The 19,980-nt window shown below is 71.7% G+C and carries 15 protein-coding genes; 5 read left to right on the forward strand and 10 right to left on the reverse strand.

What is annotated here, in order from left to right; all coding sequences use genetic code 11:
• Positions 1-318: 318 nt before the first annotated feature.
• A complete protein-coding gene (locus tag ElP_RS32620; protein ID WP_145277451.1) occupies positions 319-747 on the forward strand; it encodes a hypothetical protein in 429 nt (142 codons plus the stop codon).
• A 395-nt stretch (positions 748-1,142) separates the two neighbouring features.
• Here ElP_RS32620 and ElP_RS32625 read toward each other — a convergent pair whose 3' ends face one another.
• Both ElP_RS32625 and ElP_RS32630 read right to left on the reverse strand, forming a co-directional pair.
• A complete protein-coding gene (locus tag ElP_RS32625; RefSeq protein WP_145277453.1) occupies positions 1,143-2,141 on the reverse strand; it encodes a sugar phosphate isomerase/epimerase family protein in 999 nt (332 codons plus the stop codon).
• A 73-nt stretch (positions 2,142-2,214) separates the two neighbouring features.
• The gene (locus ElP_RS32630) at positions 2,215-2,949 is read right to left on the reverse strand and encodes a metal-dependent hydrolase (protein WP_145277455.1); all 735 of its coding nucleotides are present in this window, start codon (positions 2,947-2,949) and stop codon (positions 2,215-2,217) included.
• Between the two features lie 275 nt (positions 2,950-3,224).
• On the opposite strand from ElP_RS32630, the gene ElP_RS32635 reads away from it, so the two are divergent.
• Positions 3,225-5,900 (forward strand): multicopper oxidase domain-containing protein, encoded by a 2,676-nt coding sequence (locus ElP_RS32635; RefSeq protein ID WP_197446546.1) that lies wholly within the window; start codon positions 3,225-3,227, stop codon positions 5,898-5,900.
• A gap of 29 nt (positions 5,901-5,929) precedes the next feature.
• Here ElP_RS32635 and ElP_RS32640 read toward each other — a convergent pair whose 3' ends face one another.
• On the reverse strand, positions 5,930-6,238 hold the full coding sequence (locus ElP_RS32640) for a hypothetical protein (protein WP_145277459.1): 309 nt from the start codon (positions 6,236-6,238) through the stop codon (positions 5,930-5,932).
• A gap of 213 nt (positions 6,239-6,451) precedes the next feature.
• Here ElP_RS32640 and ElP_RS32645 point away from each other — a divergent pair, with 213 nt between their 5' ends.
• Positions 6,452-7,405, forward strand: a complete 954-nt coding sequence (locus tag ElP_RS32645; protein WP_145277461.1) for a bile acid:sodium symporter family protein — start codon at positions 6,452-6,454, stop codon at positions 7,403-7,405.
• 138 nt (positions 7,406-7,543) lie between these two features.
• Entirely contained in the window at positions 7,544-8,095 is a 552-nt protein-coding gene (locus tag ElP_RS38950) for a hypothetical protein (protein WP_197446547.1), read from the forward strand.
• 217 nt (positions 8,096-8,312) lie between these two features.
• Here the strand turns inward: ElP_RS38950 and ElP_RS32655 are convergent, their stop codons facing one another.
• From ElP_RS32655 to ElP_RS32675, 5 genes are all read right to left on the reverse strand, one after another.
• On the reverse strand, positions 8,313-9,647 hold the full coding sequence (locus tag ElP_RS32655) for a hypothetical protein (RefSeq protein WP_145277463.1): 1,335 nt from the start codon (positions 9,645-9,647) through the stop codon (positions 8,313-8,315).
• 306 nt (positions 9,648-9,953) lie between these two features.
• The gene (locus tag ElP_RS32660) at positions 9,954-12,617 is read right to left on the reverse strand and encodes a COR domain-containing protein (RefSeq protein WP_197446548.1); all 2,664 of its coding nucleotides are present in this window, start codon (positions 12,615-12,617) and stop codon (positions 9,954-9,956) included.
• Positions 12,618-13,472: 855 nt separating this feature from the next.
• The gene (locus ElP_RS32665) at positions 13,473-14,675 is read right to left on the reverse strand and encodes a M24 family metallopeptidase (RefSeq protein ID WP_145277467.1); all 1,203 of its coding nucleotides are present in this window, start codon (positions 14,673-14,675) and stop codon (positions 13,473-13,475) included.
• A 119-nt stretch (positions 14,676-14,794) separates the two neighbouring features.
• Positions 14,795-16,204: an amidase gene (locus ElP_RS32670; protein ID WP_145277469.1), complete on the reverse strand. Its 1,410-nt coding sequence runs from the start codon at positions 16,202-16,204 to the stop codon at positions 14,795-14,797.
• Positions 16,201-16,428, reverse strand: a complete 228-nt coding sequence (locus ElP_RS32675; protein WP_145277470.1) for a hypothetical protein — start codon at positions 16,426-16,428, stop codon at positions 16,201-16,203. Before ElP_RS32675 ends, ElP_RS32670 begins: the two co-directional genes overlap by 4 nt.
• A gap of 136 nt (positions 16,429-16,564) precedes the next feature.
• On the opposite strand from ElP_RS32675, the gene mog reads away from it, so the two are divergent.
• Positions 16,565-17,104 carry a molybdopterin adenylyltransferase gene (mog, locus tag ElP_RS32680; protein WP_145277472.1) on the forward strand — a complete coding sequence of 180 codons (540 nt, stop codon included), beginning with the start codon at positions 16,565-16,567 and terminating at the stop codon, positions 17,102-17,104.
• 70 nt (positions 17,105-17,174) lie between these two features.
• Here the strand turns inward: mog and ElP_RS32685 are convergent, their stop codons facing one another.
• Both ElP_RS32685 and aroB read right to left on the reverse strand, forming a co-directional pair.
• On the reverse strand, positions 17,175-17,915 hold the full coding sequence (locus tag ElP_RS32685; protein WP_145277474.1) for an ATP-grasp domain-containing protein: 741 nt from the start codon (positions 17,913-17,915) through the stop codon (positions 17,175-17,177).
• A gap of 32 nt (positions 17,916-17,947) precedes the next feature.
• Entirely contained in the window at positions 17,948-19,108 is a 1,161-nt protein-coding gene (gene aroB / locus ElP_RS32690; RefSeq protein WP_231749345.1) for a 3-dehydroquinate synthase, read from the reverse strand.
• Between the last annotated feature and the right edge of the window lie 872 nt (positions 19,109-19,980).

A 19,980-nucleotide genomic window follows, 5' to 3' on the forward strand; every position in this document is an offset into this window, starting at 1 on the left:
CTCCGACATCCGGAACGGTGAGCACGGGACGGTGGACGGCGCAACTCCCGCTCATCGCGATTGCTGAACTTTGCAACGCAAAGTAAACTGCGAGTCAGTGCTGAGGAGTTGCGCAAGAATCACCTGGTCAGAGATCTGGAGGGGCACGTGCCGGGGTGGCCGGGGTCTCGTCCGCGAGACCCCGTGCGATGGCCTCCCGGCCGGGGTCTCGCGGACGAGGCCCCGGCCACCCACTCCCGGAATTTCACCAGATTATTCTTGCGCGAGTCCTTATCGACTCGGGCGAATCGACCGTTGACCGATCAGAGGAGCGGGGCGATGACGCAGAAGTACGAGGGGTCTTCGGGGGCGGCGATGGAGGCGTTTCGCGAGACGCGGCCGTGGGCGCTGGCGTCCGCGGTGTTTCTGCTCACATACGCGGCGGTGGGCGGGACGGCCGGCGTGCTGTGGCTGATCGCCCTGGTCGACCAAAGCGTCACGGGGCCGCCGCCGAGCAGGCCGTTCATCACGGTGTGGAGCGTCAATCTCCTCTTCGCCCCGGTTGCGCTGGTGGGCGGTGTGCTGGCGGTCGAGTATTACTCCGCCGCGTGGTTCGCCTCCTGGCGGCGCGATTCCGACGACCTGGAGCGGGCGTCGATCGCCCTGAAGCGCCTCCGGCTCTGGGCAGGCGCAGCGATGATCATCCTGATCGCGTTCCTCGCGTGTATGGCCGCCGCCGCCGTACTGACGGGCGAGTTCCCCGGCTGACGGTCGTCCGCCCGCAGTCGCATCCTGCCGCTCCCCGGTCCATCGGACGGGGCTCTCAGGCTTTGAGGCGGAGCGAAACCTCCCCTCCACCGCCTCACCGCCACGACCCTGAACCCGAGGTGGTCGTGGCCGCGCTCCGGCTCGTCGCGGAGGCGGGACGTCGCCCGGCAGAAGAGAGCACTCGGCGACAGGACTCGCACGGTTTCCGTGCACCTGTCGTGCGGTAGGCCCGGGGGTCGGGGTGGCTGGGACCTCGCCCGCGAGGCCCCAGCCACCCAAGGGTGATCGATCCGGGAAATCCCGCATCATTCCCGGCCCCCGGCCAGGCCGATCCCCCGGCCGGATCGAGGCGACGCTCGCGCGGGATGAGGCAGCCGGCAGCCGGGGTGCCGAGCTTACGACCCCGAGCCGGTCGCCTGCTTCATCTTCCGGAGTCCCTCCACCGCCACCTCCATCGGGTCGCGTTGCCAGTAGTCCCGGTTGAAGAGTTCGAGGGAAAACGTGCCGTCGAAGCCGATGGCGTCGAGGATGGCCATCAGGTCGCCGAGGGGCGCGACGCCGTCGCCGGGGAAGACGCGGTCGGCGTCGGAGATCGTCTCGCGAGGGGGGTCGGCCGGGTAGTCGTTCAGGTGGAAGACCCGGATCGTCCGGCCGCTGAGGTGGCGGAGCCCTTCGAGGCTCGACCCTCCCTTGTAGACGTGATAGACATCCGGCAGGATGCAGGCATCGGCCCGGCCGCTCTCGACGGCGACGAAGGCCACCTCCCCCAGCCGGCTGAAGGTCTTCGAGAAGCCCCAGACCTCCAGCTGGGGGACCACGCCCATCCGCTCCCCCAGCTCCAGGAGCCTCGCATAGCGACCGGCCAGGGTGAGCAGATCCTCATACTTCCGGTCGGTCAGCCCGACGGGGGGGGCGGCGATCCGGGTGCCGCCGATCTCGGCGATGGCGGCCATGTCCCGCTTCGCCTGCTCCAGCCCCTCGGCGCGTTCGGCGTCGTCGTCCACGGCCCACCGGGCGTAGCCGATGGCGCTGGGCACGGCGAGGCCCGCGTCCTCGATCCGGGCGGCGAGGTCCCGGAGCGACCCGCCCTCCTCGACGTATCGGTCGATGTCGCGGAGCCAGGGCTCGATGCCGTCGTACCCGGCCTCCCCGGCGATCCGGATCTGCTCGACCACGCCGACCTGGGAGTCCTGCCCCCGGATCGTGCTCGTGTTCAGGCAGTACCGGGCCTTCGGCATCGGCGTCGGCGTCCGGGCCGGCCGGTCCTGGGCCCGGCCGACCGCCCCCGGGGCGACCGCCGCGCAGGCGGCCAGCCCTCCCAGGGCACCCCGGATCGCCTGCCGGCGGGAGACGCCCCGCCCCTCCCCCCGCCCCGACGGATCTCGTTCGGTCATCGGCCTCATCCTCAAGGAGTTGCTGCGAAGTCGTCGATGGCCCGCCCCGACGACCCCGGGCGGATCGATCCGATCAGGAGATCGTCCCGCCCGGCTCGGTGGAAATCACCTCGGTCGAGAGGCCGAGGCCCTGCACGTGGTTGCGGAACTGCTCCGGGGTGCCGATCAGCGGCGGGAACGTGCCGTAGTGGCACGGGATCGCCGCCTCCACGCCGAGCAGCCGGCAGGCATGGGCCGCGGCCCGGGGGTCCATCGTGTAATGGTCGCCGATCGGCAGGATGGCCGCATCGGGGGCGTACAGCTCGCGGATCAGGGCCATGTCGCCGAACAGGGAGGTGTCCCCGGCGATGTAGAGCCTGAAGTCGTTCGAGAACGTCACGACGTAGCCGCCCGGCTCGCCGAGGTAGACCACCGTGCCGTCCGGCTCGGTCCAGGAGGAGGAGTGCCGGGCGTCGGTCATCGTCAACGCGATGTCCGGCGTCCCCAGGCGGACCGAGCCCCCCTTGTTCATGCCCAGCAGCTTCTCGCCGTCGACCCCCTTGGTCCCCAGCCACCCGGTCAGGTCGTACATGCCGACGACCTTGCCCGAGCACCGCTCGGCGGCCGAGAAGACGTCGGCCAGGTGGTCGGCGTGGCCATGGGTGATGGCGATCGCGTCGCATCTGACGTCGTGGAACTGCTTCGGGCACTTCGGGTTGCTCGCCAGGAACGGGTCGACCAGCAGCGTCGGGCCCTCCGGGGCCGCGATCAGGAAGGTCGAGTGCCCCAGCCAGGTGATGCGGACGCCCTTGAAGTCCATCAGCCCCATCGCTCCCCTCGTCCCACGGCCCGGCGACGGCCCTCCCGAGCCGGCCGGGCCTCGCCCCGATGTCCCTGGCAGTGTCGCCCACCGCCGCCCGACCGTCCACCCCGAGGCCCCCGCAACCCTCACCCAGCCCCCCGACCTACCCCGCCTCGGCCCGACCCGGACCGGCAGCCGGCGAAAAATGGCCGACCTCGTGGACGCCAACTTAAGGACGTGATATTCATGGTTTGGCGATGTCGCCACGCCCCTTCCTCGTCCAACGATCGGGACCTGCTTCCATGACCTTCCTTCGACGCACCCGTCCGTCACGGACGCGAGGGCGACGTCCGGCGACCCTCCGGGGGATCCGCCCGACGATCCAGGCGCTGGAGCCCCGGCACCTGCTGGCGATCATCGTCCCGCCGACCTCCGACGGCCCGCTGCACGAGCCGCCGGTGATCCGGAGCGTCGACGGCGTGCTCGACGCCGACGTCACCGTGATCCGGGCCGGGCTGCCGGGCTCGGGGGCGCCGGTCCTCTCGGGCGACATGCCGATCTACTCCAAGCCGGTGCCGGCGAATTACCAGCCCCCCGCCGCGTTGAACTTCGCCGCCGGCTATCAGTTCACGACCGCCGACGGCACCGTGCTGCCCCCGCAGTTCCCCGGCCCCCTCCTGAAGATGGAGCCCGGCGACACGCTCGACCTGATCCTCCGCAACGACCTCGACGGCGCCAACGACGACCCGCCCCCCTACCCGGTCGCCTACACGACCAACTATCACACGCACGGCTTCCTCGTCAGCCCGCTGGGGGACGGCGACAACGTCTACCGGGCCATGCTGCCCGACGGCACCTTCCGGACCCGGATCGAGCTGCCCGAGACCCAGCAGCACGGCATCAACTGGTACCACACCCACCAGCACGGCTCGACCGCCGACCAGGTCTACGGCGGCCTCGCCGGCCTGATCCAGGTCGGCGACCCGCTCGACCCCTTCCCCCAGTACCGGGGCCGGTTCGACGAGCGGTTGCTGGCCCTCACCCTGGGCAACGTCGCCGTCGACCCGGCCACCGGCGATCGCACGCCCGACGACGTCGGCTACATCAACAACAACAAGCCCCCCTACCTGCAGGACTGGCAGAAGCGGGTCAACGGCCAGCTCAACCCGACCTTCACGCTGCGCCCCGGCGAGACGGAGATCTGGACCTTCGCCTCGATCGGCCGGACCGGCTTCTACAACCTCGGCGTGGTCGACGCCGACGGCGAGGCCCCCTGGCAGGGGACCGTCATCGCCCACGACGGCAACAGCCGCGACCTCGTCCCCCGGGCGCTCTCGCTCGACCTGCCCGAGCCCTACCTCGTCGAGGGCCTGAGCTTCGTCGCCCCGGGAGAACGGTTGACGATGGCCGTCACCGCGCCGACGGAGCCGGGCACCTACTACATCGTCGACAACATGGCTCCGGACATCCAGCCGCTCGGCGAGTTCTTCGCCCTGGCGACGATCGTGGTGGAGGGGGATCCGGTCGCCGAGCCCCCGCCGGTCTTCGACCCCGTCGGCTCGATCCCCGAGGTCTTCTCGGCGGAGCCGGACCACCGCCGGGAGTTCGTCTTCCACTCCGGGGGCGGCAACTTCACGATCAACGGCTCCGCCTTCCCCGACTCGCCGATCGTCACCATCCAGGCGGGCCAGGTGGAGGAGTGGACCTTGAGGAACACCTCGAACGTCGACCACCCCTTCCACATCCACCAGAACGACTTCGCCGTCATCTCCATCAACGGGGAGACGGTCGACACCTCGACCGAGGGGGGCGGGGTCTACGACTACGTCTCGATGCGGGACACGATCACGATCCCCGCCAAGGGCGAGGTGGTCGTCCGCTGGCGAGTGCAGCCGCACTTCGGCAAGTACGTCTTCCACTGCCACATCCTGACGCATGAAGACGCCGGAATGATGATGGGGGTGCTCGCCGTCTTCAACCCCGAGCAGCGCCGGATCGCCGTCGGCGCCGGGCTCGGCCAGGGGGGCGGCGTGCTCGTCCAGGACGGCGACGGCAACCCCGTCGGCCGCGTCGACCCCCTGCCCCCCTCGTGGAAGGGGGGCGTCTCCACCGCCGTCGGCGACCTGGACGGCGACCTCATCGAGGACGTCATCGCCGGCCCCGCCCGCCGGGGCTCCCGGGGGTTCGTCTCGATCTTCGACGGCGCGACCCTCCGGGAGATCACCCGCTTCCGCCCCTTCCCCGAGCACCCGTTCGCCGGGGTGAGCCTGGCCTCGGGCGACCTCGACCGCGACGGCCGCCCCGAGATCATCGCCGGCCGGGTCGGCCCCGGCGGCAGCCTCGTCCGGATCTTCGGGCCCGACGGCTCGCTCGTCCGGGAGCTGGCGGGCGTCCTCCCCGGCCGCTTCCCCGACGGCGTGACGGTGGCCAGCGCCGACTACAACGGCGACAACTACGACGACCTGGCCGTCGGCGCCGGCCGGTTCCGGGAGCCCCTGGTCGTCGGCCTCGACGGCTACACCCTGGGCGTCGCCCACGCGATGCCGCCCCAGGAGCTGTTCTCGTTCACCGCGCCCGGCGGCCGGTCCTCGGGCGTGCAGGTCTCCGGCGGCTACCTCGACCCGGCCACGCGCCCCGGCCTGCTCTCGAACCTGATCACCTCGCCGATGCTCGGCCGGGGGGCCGGCACGGTCTCGGTCTGGAACGTGGCGCCGAGCCTGGCGATGGTCCACGGCTCCCCCAACGCCCACTCGGTCGTCCAGATCGGCCACGACGCCTCGGAGACCTCGCCCCCGGAGCTGCTCTCGCAGTTCACCCCCCTGCGGCGGCGGTCCCCCCTCGGCCTGAACCTCCAGTTCAACCGGCTCGGCTTCGACGGCAGCCCCGTCGTCGTCTCCTGGCAGAACGCCCACCGGCCCGTCTACACCACGATCGACGACGACGGCGAGCCCGTCGAGATCGGGCCGACCCCGGGCTGACCGACCGGGGGGTCGGCCCGTCGCCGAGGTCACCCCTCGTCGGACCATCGTTCCATCCGCTCCCGGAGCTTCCGCTGCTCCTGGGTCTCGGGCTCCTCGGGCCGGGGGGAGGCGGCCCGGGGGCGGCCCGGGCCCGGACCCGGGCTCGGATCCGGGGCCGGGCCCGCGGACGACCGACCCGGCCGGGCCCGGGGCTCGTCGACCAGGTCGTAGGCGCCCGGGCGCTCGACGACGCAGGGCAGCTTGCACTTCGGGCAGGTCATCGACGAGCCCACCAGCGACTCCTCGACCTGCAATCCCGCGCCGCACTCGGAGCATTCGACGTCGACGGTGGCCATGGCCGGACGCACTCCCGGGGTCGGGGAGGCCCCGGGCCCTCCCCGGGGTCCTCGCCCGACCCCCTCACGGTGGGCGATGGCCGCCCCCTCTGTCAAGTGGCATCAAGAATCGTGAAGGTGCCCGACCCGACGCGTTCCCCTGTCGCAGCCCGCCGACTGGCCGTATCCTCGTCGGGCGTCCCCCCCGATGGCCTGGGCCCCGGATCCGGCTCGATGCGACCGCCCCCCGTCCTGATCGGCCTGCTGCTGCTCTCTGGCCTGGCCCTCGCCTGGCCGAGGGCGTTCGGGTCCTCGGCGTTCGACCCCTTCCTCGCCAGCACGGGGGGCCTTTGGGGCCTGATCGCGCTGGCGATGTTCGCCATCGGCTGGCGGCTGCCCCGCGACGAGGTCGCGCAGGTCGCCCGGCGGTGGCCGGCGGTGCTCGGCGGGACGGCGGTCCAGTACGCGGCGATGCCCGCGCTCGCCTACCTCGCCGCCCGGCTCTCCCGGCTCGACGCCGACGCCACCGTCGGCCTGATCCTCGTCGGCTGCGTGCCCGGGGCGATGGCCTCCAACGTCCTCACCCTGATGGCCCGGGGCAACGTCAGCTACTCCGTCAGCCTGACGACCCTGGCCACCGTCGCCTCGCCGGTCGTCGTCCCGCTGACACTCCGGGTCGCGCTGGGGGGCATCTCGGTCGACTTCCCGGCGGCCGACGCCATGCGGCAGCTCTCCCTGTTCGTCGTCCTCCCGGTGGGGCTCGGCCACGCCCTCGGCCGGGCCCGGCCGGGATGGGCCCGTGCGGCCGGGCCGGTCGCCGAGGCGGCGGCGAACCTGGCGATCCTCTGGATCATCGCCGTGGTCGTCGCCGCCAACCGCGACCGCCTCGCCGTGCCCGACGCCCGCCTGATCGCCGCCTTGCTGGCGGTCAACCTCCTGGGCTACCTCGCCGGCGACCTCGGCGGCCGGGCCTTGTGCGTGGATCGCCCGATGCGACGGGCCCTCACGCTGGAGGTCGGCATGCAGAACGCCGGCCTCGGCACCACGATCGCCCTCTCCCTGTTCCCCGACCGCCCCGCCGTGGCCATCCCCTGCGCCCTCTACACCTTCGGCTGCATGCTCACGGGCACGGCCCTGGCCTCCTGGTGGGGCCGGGACCCCGTCGAGGCACGCCCCGCTCCCCCCTGAGCGGCTCCCCTTCGCGCCGAATTCATCCGGAGGGCCGGTGTCCCGGGGCGGCCCCCCCGGTATGATCTTCCCCGGGCCGGCCAGCAGTCCCGGCCCGTCACATCCCATGCCCCAATTCCCACGGATCGCGAGGCACGCATGATGATCGCTCCGCTGATGGTCCCCAGCCTGCTCGCCCTGCTGATCGGCCCCGGCCCCGCCCCCTCGCCGATTGTCGCCCAGGACGAGGAGGAGGCCTCCTATCACGGCACCTTCACCTACGTCAAGGGGATGCGAGGCGACCAGGAGGTCCCCGAGGAGAACCTCGAGGGCCGCACGGTCGAGATCGAGGAGGGCGAGCTCACGCTGGTCGGCCCCGACGGCACCGACGAGTTCGTGATCAAGGTCACCATGGACGGCGAGCCCGGCGAGGACGGCGTCGGCAAGTTCACCATGGAAATCACCGAGTCCTCGGCCTTCGCCGAGGCCGTCGGCTCCAAGGCCAAGGCCCTCGGCAAGCACGAGGGGGACACCATCACCGTCATCTACGACTACTCCGAGGGCGCCGAGTACCCCGACGACTTCGAGCCGGACGGCCCCACCCAGCACCTCTTCGTCCTCAAGAAGTCCGCCGAGGAGGAGGAGGACGACGACGACGAGGACGACGACGACGACGACACCGAGGAAGATGACGACGACCCCCGCGCCTGAGCCGTTTCGCGGCCCATCCCCCGTGTCGGTCGACGGGACGATCCCCTCCCCCTCTCCCCGCGAGCGGGGAGAGGGCCGGGGTGAGGGGTCCCGGCATTCGCATCAAGGTGTTTGAATCGTCCGATCCCCCCTCAACCGGGCTTCGCCGACCCTCTCCCCCGCACGCGGGGGCGAGGGTCGGAACTCCCCGGATAGGACGTTCTCCGCCCCCCGGCGGTCATCCCCCGATCGCCGCCGCCCTCCCCCGTCGCCTCGACCGGACGACGACCGCCCCGAGGCCGACGGCGCCCCAGGCGACCAGGCTGATCGGCTCGGGCACCGGGTTCGGGGAACCCGGGCCCGCCTTGGGCGAGATCCAGAGATCCGTCCGGTTGCGGTAGCCAGGCACCAGCCGGATCGGGTCGGGCAGCTCCAGCCAGGACATGGCGTCCGAGGCCCCCTCGAACAGGGGAGGGCCGTGGGTCCACAGGTGGCGGACCGAGGTCACCGTCGCCGTCAGGTCCGAGGCCCCCCCGGCCGTCACCCCGCCGTTGAGCACCCCCTCGACCACGAAATCGGACTCGGTCGCGACGGGACCCGGCCAGACTCCCCGCTCGAAGCCCAGCTCGATCCGGAAGGGCATGTCGATGTAGTCGAATCCGGAATTGGCCGGGAGTTCCCAGATCTCGAACGACCCCAGCTTGATCGGCGAGGCCAGGGCCGTCGGGCCCCAGGCCCCGAAGAAGTTGACGTGGTTGAACCCCACGCCCCCCCGATCGGCGATCCTCCCGGAGGTCGAGTATCCTACCAGCTCGCTCGCCCGACCCTCCCGGGCCCCGGACGCCGCCAGCATCGCCAGCACCCCGACCGCCGCCAGGCGGACGCCCCGGCCCCTGCCCGCCGCCCGCCGGCCCCGGACCCGGGACCGGGCCACGATCGCGCCCAGCCCGACCACGCCCCAGGCGAGCACCGAGGACGGCTCGGGCACCGGGCGGGGGTCGAACCTCGGGGTGATCCAGAGCTCTCCCCGATAGCCGTTCTCCTTCGACAGGAGGATCGACTCGGGGACCTCCATCCACCAGGGGTCGCTCCACGCCCCGTCGAGGTGGGAGGCGTCCCACCAGGACTTCAGGCGGGGCGAGTTGAGGGTCGCCGTCAGGTCGGACACCCCCGAGGGCGACACGCCGCCGTTGAGCACCCCCTCGATCACGTATTCCGGGCGCTCCCCGAAGCGGCTCCCCTCCGGGAAGAATTCCATGGAGATCCGGAACGGCATGTTGTGGTAGCGGAAGCCGGAGCCCTCCGGCAGCTCCTCGACCACCAGGTCCGCCACCTTGAACGGCGAGGCCAGGTCCGTCGTGCTCCGGCCCCAGAGGTCATCGCTGATGTCGACGTGGTGGAACCCCACCCCCGCGGAGTTGCCGACGCTGGCGTGGGTCGAATACCTGACCAGCTCGCTCCCCCGGGCCGTCCCGGCCTCGAGCGCCGCCAGCAGCAGCAACGCCCCGACCGCCGCGAGGCGTCCGCCCCGACCCCGACGCAGGCCCAGATCCGATCGTCCTTCGAGCGACATGCCGGCACTCCGTCCCTTCCCCGGGGATTCACGCATCGCCTCGTGCGAGCGTCGGCGAATGTAGCCGGCGGCGCCCCCCCGTCAAGCCGAATCCGCTCGGGTATGCCTCCGGGAGTAGGCCGGCCCGAGCCGACGCGCGGCGGGTCGGCTCGTCGGGGGTCCCCCTCACCCGGCCTCCGGCCACCCAGGACGGGGGAGAGGGGCGGAGTCCCTCCCCCTCTCCCCGCGGGCGGGGAGAGGGCTGGGGTGAGGGGACTTCGATGGCTCGCAACGCGTTGCGCGTGGCCCGATCCCCCCTCACCCGGGCTACGCCCAGATCTTCCCCAGCTCGTCCACCAGCTTGCCGAACTGCTCGGCGATCATCGGGAAGGCCTTGAAGTCGGGGGCCATCCTCCTCAGGTTCCGGAGCGCCCTGGCCACCCGGCCCGTCGCCTCCTCCTCCTTGGCCCCCTCGGCGACCTCCTCGACCTCCGAGAGGGCGTCGCTCGCCGTCTGCTCCCCCACGCCCTCGGCCTTCGCGCGCTCGATGATCGCCTTCAGCTCGGCGAGCAGGCCCTTCGCGTCCTCCCCGCCCGGCCCCGTCACCTCGGGCATCTGGTTGATCGTGTTCGAGACCCTCCCGCTCAGCTCGCCGAAGTTGATCGTCGAGCCCGAGACGTGAGAAACCTTGATGTTCTTGTTCGAGACATTCTTGCCCGGCTCGCTCATGATGAACTGCTCCACGTGGGCGATGTACGCCCCCCTGACGTCCCCCGACCGCATCCGGTCGGCCTCCCGGTCCCCCGCCGTCGTCACCCCTTCCAGCAAGTCGGCGACGTCGTACTTCCGGCCCGCACCCTCCGGCAGGTAGGTGCGTTCCCCCAGCTCTTCCAGCTTCAAGAGGTGCCGATAACCGACCACCACCCTCGGGTCGTCGGGCATCGGCACCTTCTCCTCGGCCTCCAGCCTCGGGATCGTCGCGTGGATGGCCCGGAAGGCGTCGCGGACCACCGCCAGCGCCGCCCTCCGCCTCCGCTCCGGACCCAGCACCGAGACGAACACCCGCCCCGAGTCGGAATCCCCCCGCACCAGCGCCCGGCAGCCGTCCACGCCCAGCAGCACGCCGCTCCGCCAGTACGTCGGCCGGTCGGGCGACAGGTAGCGGTGCATCCGGACGATGAACCGGCAGATCAGGCCCCCCGGCAGCACGTTGTAGTGGTACTGGAATTTCAAGGCCTTCGGGTCGTCCAGGTCCGGCAGGTCCGGCTCGTTGCGGGGCAGCAGCTCGGGGATCAGCCAGCGCCGGTTCGGCGCGTCGGCGAAGTCGAAGCACAGCTCGAACTTCCGCATCATCTCGATCAGGAACCGGTGCCGGTCGGCCGGATACCGAACCGGGTCGTTCAGGATCCCGGCGATCTGGCCCCACTCCAGCCGGCCCTGCTGGCCCGCGAGTCGGGCGCTGTTGATCAGCCGATAGACGCCCCCCGTCACCCATTCCGGGTTGAGGATGTTCGTGTCCCTGAGTTCGTAGGGGTCCTCGGGGTCGTCGAAGTTCAGGACGTTCCCCAGGTCGTGGAGGAACCGGAGCAGGAGGTCCCGATCCCGGCGGTCGGTGAGCCGGTGTCGGCCGCAGATCCGCTCGTACTGGGCGTAGTCGATGAAGTCGCTCGACCGGGCCCGCTTGATCAGGCTCTCCTTGACCTTGAAGTAGCGCTCCGGCAATTCGTCGAAGACGTGCGGCAGCCCGCAGGACTCCCGGACGATCGCCCCTCGCAGGGCGTCGATCCCCGTCCCCTCGGCGCACGAGACCTTGAAGAACCCCCGCAGGTTCGGCGCGTAATCCTTCGCCAGCCTCCTCTCGTCCAGCTCCAAGTGGTGCGACTCCGCCTTGTTCACGACCACCAGCACGGGCGAGTCGGCCCCGTAGCTCTGGATGATCTTCAGCCAGTAGCGGACGTTCCCCTCGTTTTCCCCCTTGCGGGCGTCGAGCACCAGCAGGTAGAGGCTCCGCCTGGTGAGGAAGAACTGGTGGGTGGCGTGCATGATCTCCTGGCCGCCGAAGTCCCAGACGTTCAGCCGGACCCGCTCCCCCGCCGGGCCCCGGCGGAGGCCCTCGGGCGGGTCGATCATCCAGGGCTCGATGGCGATCCCCTCGGTCTTCGCCTCCTCCGGGTCGAACTCGTCCCGGATCAGCCGACGGACCAGCGAGGTCTTGCCGACGCCCCCCTGGCCGACGACCAGCAGCTTCGCCTCGTTGAGCCGACGCCTCGGCTGTCGCTGCCGCTGGAAGTAATAGCGGAGGATGTCCTTGGGGTCCGCGGGCTGGAGCCTCGACCGGGGCCGCTTCCCCGAGTACCGGTCCTTCTGCACGGCCTGCCGGTCGGGGCCCAGGACCTCCGGGGGCATGTCCAGGCCCGGATTCTCGTGCAGGTAGAGCTCCTCCAGCTCCTGGAGGCGGGCCAGCGACTCGGGCAGCGCCGTCAATCGGTTGTCGAAGAGGTAGAGCCGCTGCAGCCCGGTGAGCCCCCCGAGCGACTCGGGGAGCGTCGTCAACCGGTTGTGGAAGAGGTAGAGCTTCCGGAGCCCGCGAAGGCGACCGAGCGACTCGGGGAGCCTCACCAGCTGGTTGACCGACAGGTCGAGCACCTCCAACCAGCCCAACTTCCCCAACGACTCGGGGAGCGTCACCAGCCGGTTGCCGCGGAGGTCGAGCAGCTCGAGTTCGGCCAGGTGCCCGATCGACTCGGGCAGCGCCGAGAGCCGGTTGCCGGACAGGTCGAGCGACCGCAGCCCGGCCAGGTGCCCGATCGACTCGGGCAGCGTCGCCAGCTGGTTGACCGACAGGTCGACCGCCGTCAGCCCCGAAATCCGGCCGATCTCCTCCGGGACCCGCTCAAGCCCGAGGTCGCTGAGGTCCAGCTTCGCCCCCCCCGAGCGACGAACCTCGTCGATCCGGCGCTGGGCTTCCAGGAAGGGGGCTTCGGCGGGCATCCCCGGGCCTTCCGTCGGAGGTCGACTCATCGACTCCACCCCGTCGAGCCGGGGCCAATAATGGCCAATTGTACACCAAGAGTGCCTAATCCGAAGGGAAATCTCCCGGCGATGGCGGCCCCGCGCGATTTCGTGTGACTGGAAACGGGCCGGGACACGATGGTAATGGACGGGGACCCCGCTCGACCGGGGACGCCCGGCGCCCGTCCGATCCGCTCCTTGGCAACCCGAATCGAGTCGAAGGCCCGACCGACCGCCCGTCGGCCATCGAGGAGACCGGCGTCCGGTCCGGGTCCCGGCCCATCCCCCCGATTGTCGCACGACGCCCCGCGCGAATCGAACCCAATCCGCCGGTGCGCCCGCGCGGAGCGAACCCATTTCGCCGACGTAACTCCCGGCCCGATCAGGGAGTCTTCCGGTTCAGTTCGGCGCACCGGGCCGCCCCCGGTCGGCTCCCCGACCCCGCCCTCGGCCGCGGGGCCGGGGCGAGACGACCCCGGGCATCATCCCGGGGCGATCCTCCTCGGAGGCGTTCCCGGAGTCCGGCGCGAGACGAAGCCATTTCCCCGGTGCGCCCGCGCGGAGCGAACCCATTTCTCGGACGCAACCCCCGTACTGATCAAGACCTCCGCGATCGGCCGTTGGCGCACCGGCCCGTGCCGGGGCACCCGAAGTCGTGCCCACCCCGAGGGCACGCCGGGGGTCGGGCCCGGGGTCGGGACGACCCCGGTCACCGTGCGCGAATCGAACCCAGTTGCCCGGTGCGCTTGCGCGGAGCGAACCCATTTCTCTCCGAAAACATCTTGTCCTACAACGACTTGCGTCAATCCCAATCGGCGCACCGATCCCCGGGCCCTACTGCCCCGAGGCGGTCGGATCGGCCAGGATGGGCAGGACCCGTGTCTGGAGGCCGCCGGTGACGTGGACCTCGCCGGAGGCGTCGACGAAGACGTCGACCTCGGACCGGATGCCGAACTCGGGCAGGTAGATGCCGGGCTCGATCGAGAAGCAGGTCCGGGGCAGGACGAGGCGGGTCTCGTGGGTCTCCAGGTTGTCCATGTTGGCGCCGTTGCCGTGGGTCTCCTCGCCGATGCTGTGACCGGTCCGGTGAATAAAGGCATCGCCATAGCCGGCGGCCTCGATGACCTGCCGGGCGGCGTCGTCGACCTCGAAGCCCCGGAGGGGGGTCCCGGTCCGGGAGGCGTCCTCGACCCGGGCGATGGCGGCGTCCCGGGCCCGGGCGACGACCCGGAAGACGGCCTCGTATTGCTCGGGGACCTCGGTGCCGACGAAGCCGACCCGGGTCAGGTCGCTGTAGACGCCCCCGGGGCGGTCCATCTTGGCCCAGAGGTCGATCAGGACGAAGTCCCCTTCGCGGATCTCCGCATCCTGCCCGGCTTTGGGCTCGTAGTGCGGGTCGCCGCTGTGGGGCCCGACCCCGACGATGGGGGGGGAGTAGGTGGTCATGCCGTTGCGGTGGAAGTGGTCCATGATGACCGCCTGCACCTCCGCCTCCCGGATGGAGCCGCCGCCGGAGCAGCGCCCGGCGATCAGGCCGAAGGCGACGTTGAAGGCCTCGGTCGTGTGCCCGGTGGCCTCCCGGTGCATCGCCCACTGCTCGTCCGACCACGAGGCCTCGAACCGCTGGATCAGGTCCCCGGACGGCCGGACCTCGACGCCGAAGGAACGGACCAGCTCCACCACCCCGGCGTCGACCCGGGCGATGTACGGGTTCGAGAGCCGGGGGGCGTACTCCATCGCCACCGCCTTCGATCCCCCGACGAGCGACCGGACCCCCTCCTCCAGCTCCTGCCATCGGAGGTACGCGGTGGCCTCGCCCGGCAGGTGGTCCAGGGCGCCGGGCTCGATCCGGTGGACCAGCTTCCTCGGCTCCCCCTGCCTCGGGATGAAGTAGAGGAATCGGCGGGTCGTCTTGGCCTTCTCGGGGAGGCCGAGCACCCGTCGGGCCAGCGGGTTGCTGCCCCGGAAGTCGTACAGCAGCCAGCCGTCGAACCCGAACTGGCCGAGGGCCTCCTGGACGGCGGTCAGGTCGAACATGGCGGGCTCCCGGGGTGGGAAATGACGGATGGAGGAGGTTGGATGGCCGGTGGCCGGGGACGGGTCATGCCGGGTCGGCATTCGACGGCCGCACCGGGCGGGCCGACCATCCTCCGGCCTCAGATCCCCGGCGGCACCCGCTCGGTCCAGTGGGTGGCCGACTCGTACGAGGCGCCGACCCGGAGCAGGGCGGCCTCCTCCCAGGGGCGACCGACCAGTTGCAGGCCGATCGGCAGGCCGGTCGTCGAGAACCCGCAGGGGACCGAGAGCGCCGGCTGCCCCGAGAGGTTGAAGGGCATCGTATGGTCCAGGTACAGGTAGACCAGCGGGATCGACCGATCGCCGACCGCCAGCTCCCGGAGGCCGATCGGCGTGGCGAGCAGCGGGCTGGTGGGGGTGGCGAGCACGTCGAAGGAGCGCCAGAGGTCGCGGTACTGGGCCATCACGACCCGTCGGGCCCGCTGGCCGTCGAGATACTGGTCGCCGTTGAGGAACAGGCCGGAGAGGATCAGGGCCCGGATGTCGTCGGTCATGCCGTTGCCCAGGTCCCGGGCGGCGGGCTCGTGGGCCGAGGCGGCCTCGGCGAAGATGATCGCCCGGTGGGCGGCCCGGGCGAGGTCGACGGCGGGGAAGTCGACCTCCACCACCGACGCCCCCAGCCCCCGGAGCACCTCGATGGCGTCCCGGACCGACTCGGCCACCTCCGGCTCGCTCGAGTCGAAGAAGTGCCCGCCCGGCACGCCGACGCGGAGGCCGGAGAGGTCGGAGCCGTCGGGGACCAGCGTCTCGGGCAGCGGCGGGGAATGGGCGGTGGCCCGGTCCTTGGGGTCGGGCCCGGCCATGACCGAGAGCAAGAGGGCCGCGTCGCCGACCGTCCTGGCCATCGGCCCGACGGTGTCCATCGACCAGCTCAGGGGGATGCCGCCGTGCCGGCTGACCCGGCCGTAGGTCACCTTCAGGCCGACGACCCCGCAGAGCGCCGACGGCTGCCGGACGGAGCCCCCCGTGTCGCCGCCGACGGCGGCCAGGGCCATGCCGGTCGCCAGGGCGATGGCCCCGCCCCCGGTGCTGCCGCCGGGGATGTGGCCGATCCTCCAGGGATTCTGGGCGTTGCCGAAGGTGGGGTTCTCATTCGTGAACCCATAGGCATATTCGTGCATCGACGCCTTGCCGACCAGCACGCACCCGGCCTTCTTCAGGCGGGCGACCGACTCGGCGTCCTCCCCGGGCACGAAGTCGAGCAACGCCTTCGAGCCGTTGGTCGTCCGGACCCCTTCGGTCCAGAAGCCGTCCTTCACCGCCAGGGGGACCCCGGCCAGCGGGAGGGATTCGCCCCGGGCCGCTGCGGCGTCCACGGCCTCGGCGTCCCGGATCGCCCGGTCGGCGGTGACGGTGATGAAGGCCCGGAGGCTCTCGTTGTGCCGCTCGATCCGCTCGAGGGCCGACCTCGCCACCTCGACGGCCGACAGCTCCCCGGCGTTCACCCGGCGGGCGACCTCCCGGGCGTTGGTCTGGGTCAGGTCGATCATCTCGGCCAGCCCCCCGGGTCGAGCGCGAAGGCGGTCTCCGGCTCGACCCCCGACAGGTCGGCCTCGGCCATGGGGGCCAGCTCGGCGACCAGGCCGTTGACCACCTGGCGGAGCCCTTCGAGCCGCTCGTCGTCCAGGCCCAGCTCCAGGACCTCCCGGGCGAGCAGTCGGAACACCTCGGGCCCGAAGGTCTCGGGGATCTCCTGCGGATTCGGCTGCGGCATGGCCGGGGCCTCCCCTCCGTCGTCGATTCGTCGCGGCGACGCCCATCGGCGCCGGGCCGATTGTGCCCCGCCCCCGCCCCCCGGCACAATAGGCCGGTCGACCCGATGTCCCGCCCCCCGTCCCGGATCCCCCGCCATGCCCGACACCCCTCCCGCCCGCATCGGCATCGTCACCGTCTCCGACCGCGCCAGCCGGGGCGAGTACGAGGACCGGGGCGGCCCGGCCATCCGCCAGTACTTCGAGGACGTGCTGACCTCCCCCTGGGAGGCCGTCCCCCGGCTCGTGCCCGACGATCGGGGGGCGATCGCCGCCGCCCTGGTCGAGCTGGCCGACGCCGAGGGCTGCCCCCTGATCGTCACCACCGGCGGCACCGGCCCCGCCCCCCGGGACGTGACCCCCGAGGCCACCCTCGACGTGGCCGAGAAGGTCATGCCCGGCTTCGGCGAGCTGATGCGGCAGGTCTCCCTGCGGAAGGTCCCCACCGCCATCCTCTCCCGGCAGACCGCCGTCATCCGGGGCCGGTGCCTGATCATCAACCTCCCCGGCCAGCCCCGAGCCATCGCCGAATGCCTCGACGCCGTCCTGCCCGCCGTCCCCTACTGCGTCGACCTCGTCGGCGGCCCCCGCCTGGAGACCAACCCCGACCGCATCGCCGCCTTCCGGCCCAAGACGTGAGCCGGACATGGGCGTGCGGGGAGGAGTCGGCCGTCACGGCGGTTGGGCCCGGTCCGGGTCGGCTCGTCGTTCAGGAGGCCGGGCCGACCAGTTGCTTCCAGCGATCTTCGAGGAGGCCGGAGTAGGCGAGCGGGCCGAGCCCGAGGCAGCCGAGCAAGAAGCCGTCGTTGACCTCGACCAGGTAAGTGCCCCCAACTTCGGCGACGCCGAAGTCGATCCCGAAGGTGACGGGGACCCCCGGTGCGTAGTCGTCGATCGCCGCCCTGACCACCGAGGCGTCGGGATATCGGAGCGGATCTCCCTTATAATGGCCGACGCCGACGACCTCGCCCCGCCGCACGAAGAACCGCCACTCCGAGGCGAACGACAGGATCTCCGAGGCCCAGAGCTTCATCTCCCCGGGCCATCTCGCCGTGTGGATCAGGTCGCGGAAGGCCGAGACGACATATCCGGTGAACGCCTTATCCTGCTCGACCGGCTTCACGAACACCGGGATTCCGGGGTCGTCGATCCGGGAGCGAACGACCGACCAGGTCGTCTGCCAGATTTTCCGCCCGAGGTAGCCTCTCAGCCGGGGCGGGTAATCGAGCGGGGCCGTCTCGACGCCGAGTCGGCCCAATGCCCGCCTCACAAACTTGACCGACCCGACCACGATCGTTGCGGGGTCGACGGGGGCGACCCCCGAGGCCATCTGCTCCCAGTCGAAGAACGCGACCTCGAAGCCTCGCTCGTCGAACCCCTGCCAGGCAGTGAACCCCTTCGCATTGACGAACTCCCCCCGCTCCTTCTGGACGATGACGCTTCCCCCCATGGCCACCACCTCCCCCAATCGACCCGGACGGTTCAGTCAGCCGCCGTCAGCTCGTCCAGCACGGCCCGCACGTCCCCCTCGGCCGGGGCGTCGGTCAGCTCGACCGAGCCGAGGGCCCGGGGGAGGACGAACCGGATCCGGCCCCCCGCGTTCTTCTTGTCGAGGGTCATGGCGGCGATCAGGGCGCGAGGATCGAGCCCGGGGGCGCTCGTCGGCAGGCCGAGCAGGCGGAGCAGGCGGGAGAGTCGGTCGGTGAGGCCAGGGTCGATCCAGCCGAGCCGCTCGGCCAGGCGACTCTCGGCCACCATGCCGGCGGCCACCGCCTCGCCGTGCTGGAAGGGGCCGCCGTAGCCGGCGACGGCCTCGACGGCGTGGCCGATCGTGTGGCCGAAGTTCAGGACGGCCCGGAGGCCGGTCTCCTCCCGCTCGTCCTCCGAGACGACCCCCGCCTTCAGCTCGCAGCAGCGGGCCACCACCGGGGCCACGGCCGCCGGATCCAGCGCGAGCACGGCGGCGGCGGCCCGCTCGACGGCCTCGAAGAAGGCCGGGTCGAGGATCACCCCGTACTTCACCACCTCGGCCATCCCGCAGCGCAGCTCCCGGGGGGGGAGGGTGTCGAGCGACCTCGTGTCGATCCAGACCCCGCTCGGCTGGTGGAAGGCGCCGACGATGTTCTTCGCGGCCGGGCGGTTCACGCCCACCTTGCCGCCGACGGAGCTATCCACCTGGGCCAGCAGGGTGGTCGGCGCCATCAGCAGCGGGATGCCCCGGGCGTAGGTCGAGGCGACGAACCCGGCCAGGTCCCCCACCACCCCGCCGCCGACGGCGACGACGGCCGAGTGCCGGTCGGCCCTCAGCGCGATCAGCCGGTCGAGCAGTTCGGCGGCCTGCTCCAGGGACTTGCTCCCCTCCCCCGGCGGGACCACCGCCACCTCGGCGGCGATCCCCTGCGCCGCCAGGGCCTCGGCGTGGCGGGCGGCGAGGGCCCGGACGTTGGAGTCGGTCACCACCAGGGCCGACCGGCAGGACCTCCCGGCCCGGGTCGCCTCCAGGGCCTCCCGGGCGAACGGGCCGAAGCCGCCGCTCTCGTCCCCGTGGACGATCCGGATGTCATAGGAACGGTCCCCCAGCGGCACCCGGACGGTCCGGGATCCGGGCGGGTGGGCGGCCCTGGTCTGCGATTCGGCGGTCACGATCGGCCTCGCTCTGCCTGCGACTCCGGGTCGGCACCGACCCGAGGGCGACTGTATCGGCCCCCGTCCGGGACGGTCAAGCCAGGGTCCTCGCCCCCCGGTCGCTCCCCGAGCGGCCTTCCCCGGGCCGGGCATCCCGGGCCCCGGGCGGAGCCCCCCTGCCCTGCGGCGTCCCCATCGGCCCGAGACGACCCGGTGCGCCTCCGGGATCGGCCCGGTGCGCGCACAACAGAATGCGATTTCCATTACCGAATCAGGACTTGCGTCCGAGAAATGGGTTCGCTCCGTAAATCGGCGCACCCGATCGCTCCCCGGCCCGGTCGAGCCACTCCCGGCGGGGCGGTTTGCCGGCCGGATCCGGCCGGTGCGCCAGACGCGAACCGCGATCTTCGTTGTGCGACAATGAGTTCGGTCGGACAAATGGGTTCGGTCCGCGAACCGGCGCACCGGGACGCCCGTCGGCCGAGTCGATGGATCTTCGACGGACCGGTGCGCCGGAGAGATGGGGCCGGTGCGCCAAACGCGAAGTGCAATATTTGTTTCCGGGAAACGAGTTGCGCCGACGAAATGGCTTCGCTCCGTCAACCGGCGCACCCGAGCATCGGCCCCCCGGAGGCGTCCCTCAAGTGTCCCCCCTCCGCTCGCCCCTTGCCCGACGCGACGGGGGCCGGCGACCGCCATCTGGGGGGACCCGAGGAGGGCCGGGATCGGGCGGAGGCCTCTCGGGCGATCCGCGATCGGGGGACGACCACGCCCCCTGAGGGGTCGATCCGCGCACCGCGATCGTCGCGGCGGTGGTCGGTTCGATCGTCGATCGGGAAGGGCCGGAGGCATCGCGGTCGGGTCTCGGGGGTCGATCGTGCCAGAGTCAA

It is taken from the genome of Tautonia plasticadhaerens, assembly GCF_007752535.1.
In the GTDB taxonomy this organism is placed as follows: domain Bacteria; phylum Planctomycetota; class Planctomycetia; order Isosphaerales; family Isosphaeraceae; genus Tautonia; species Tautonia plasticadhaerens.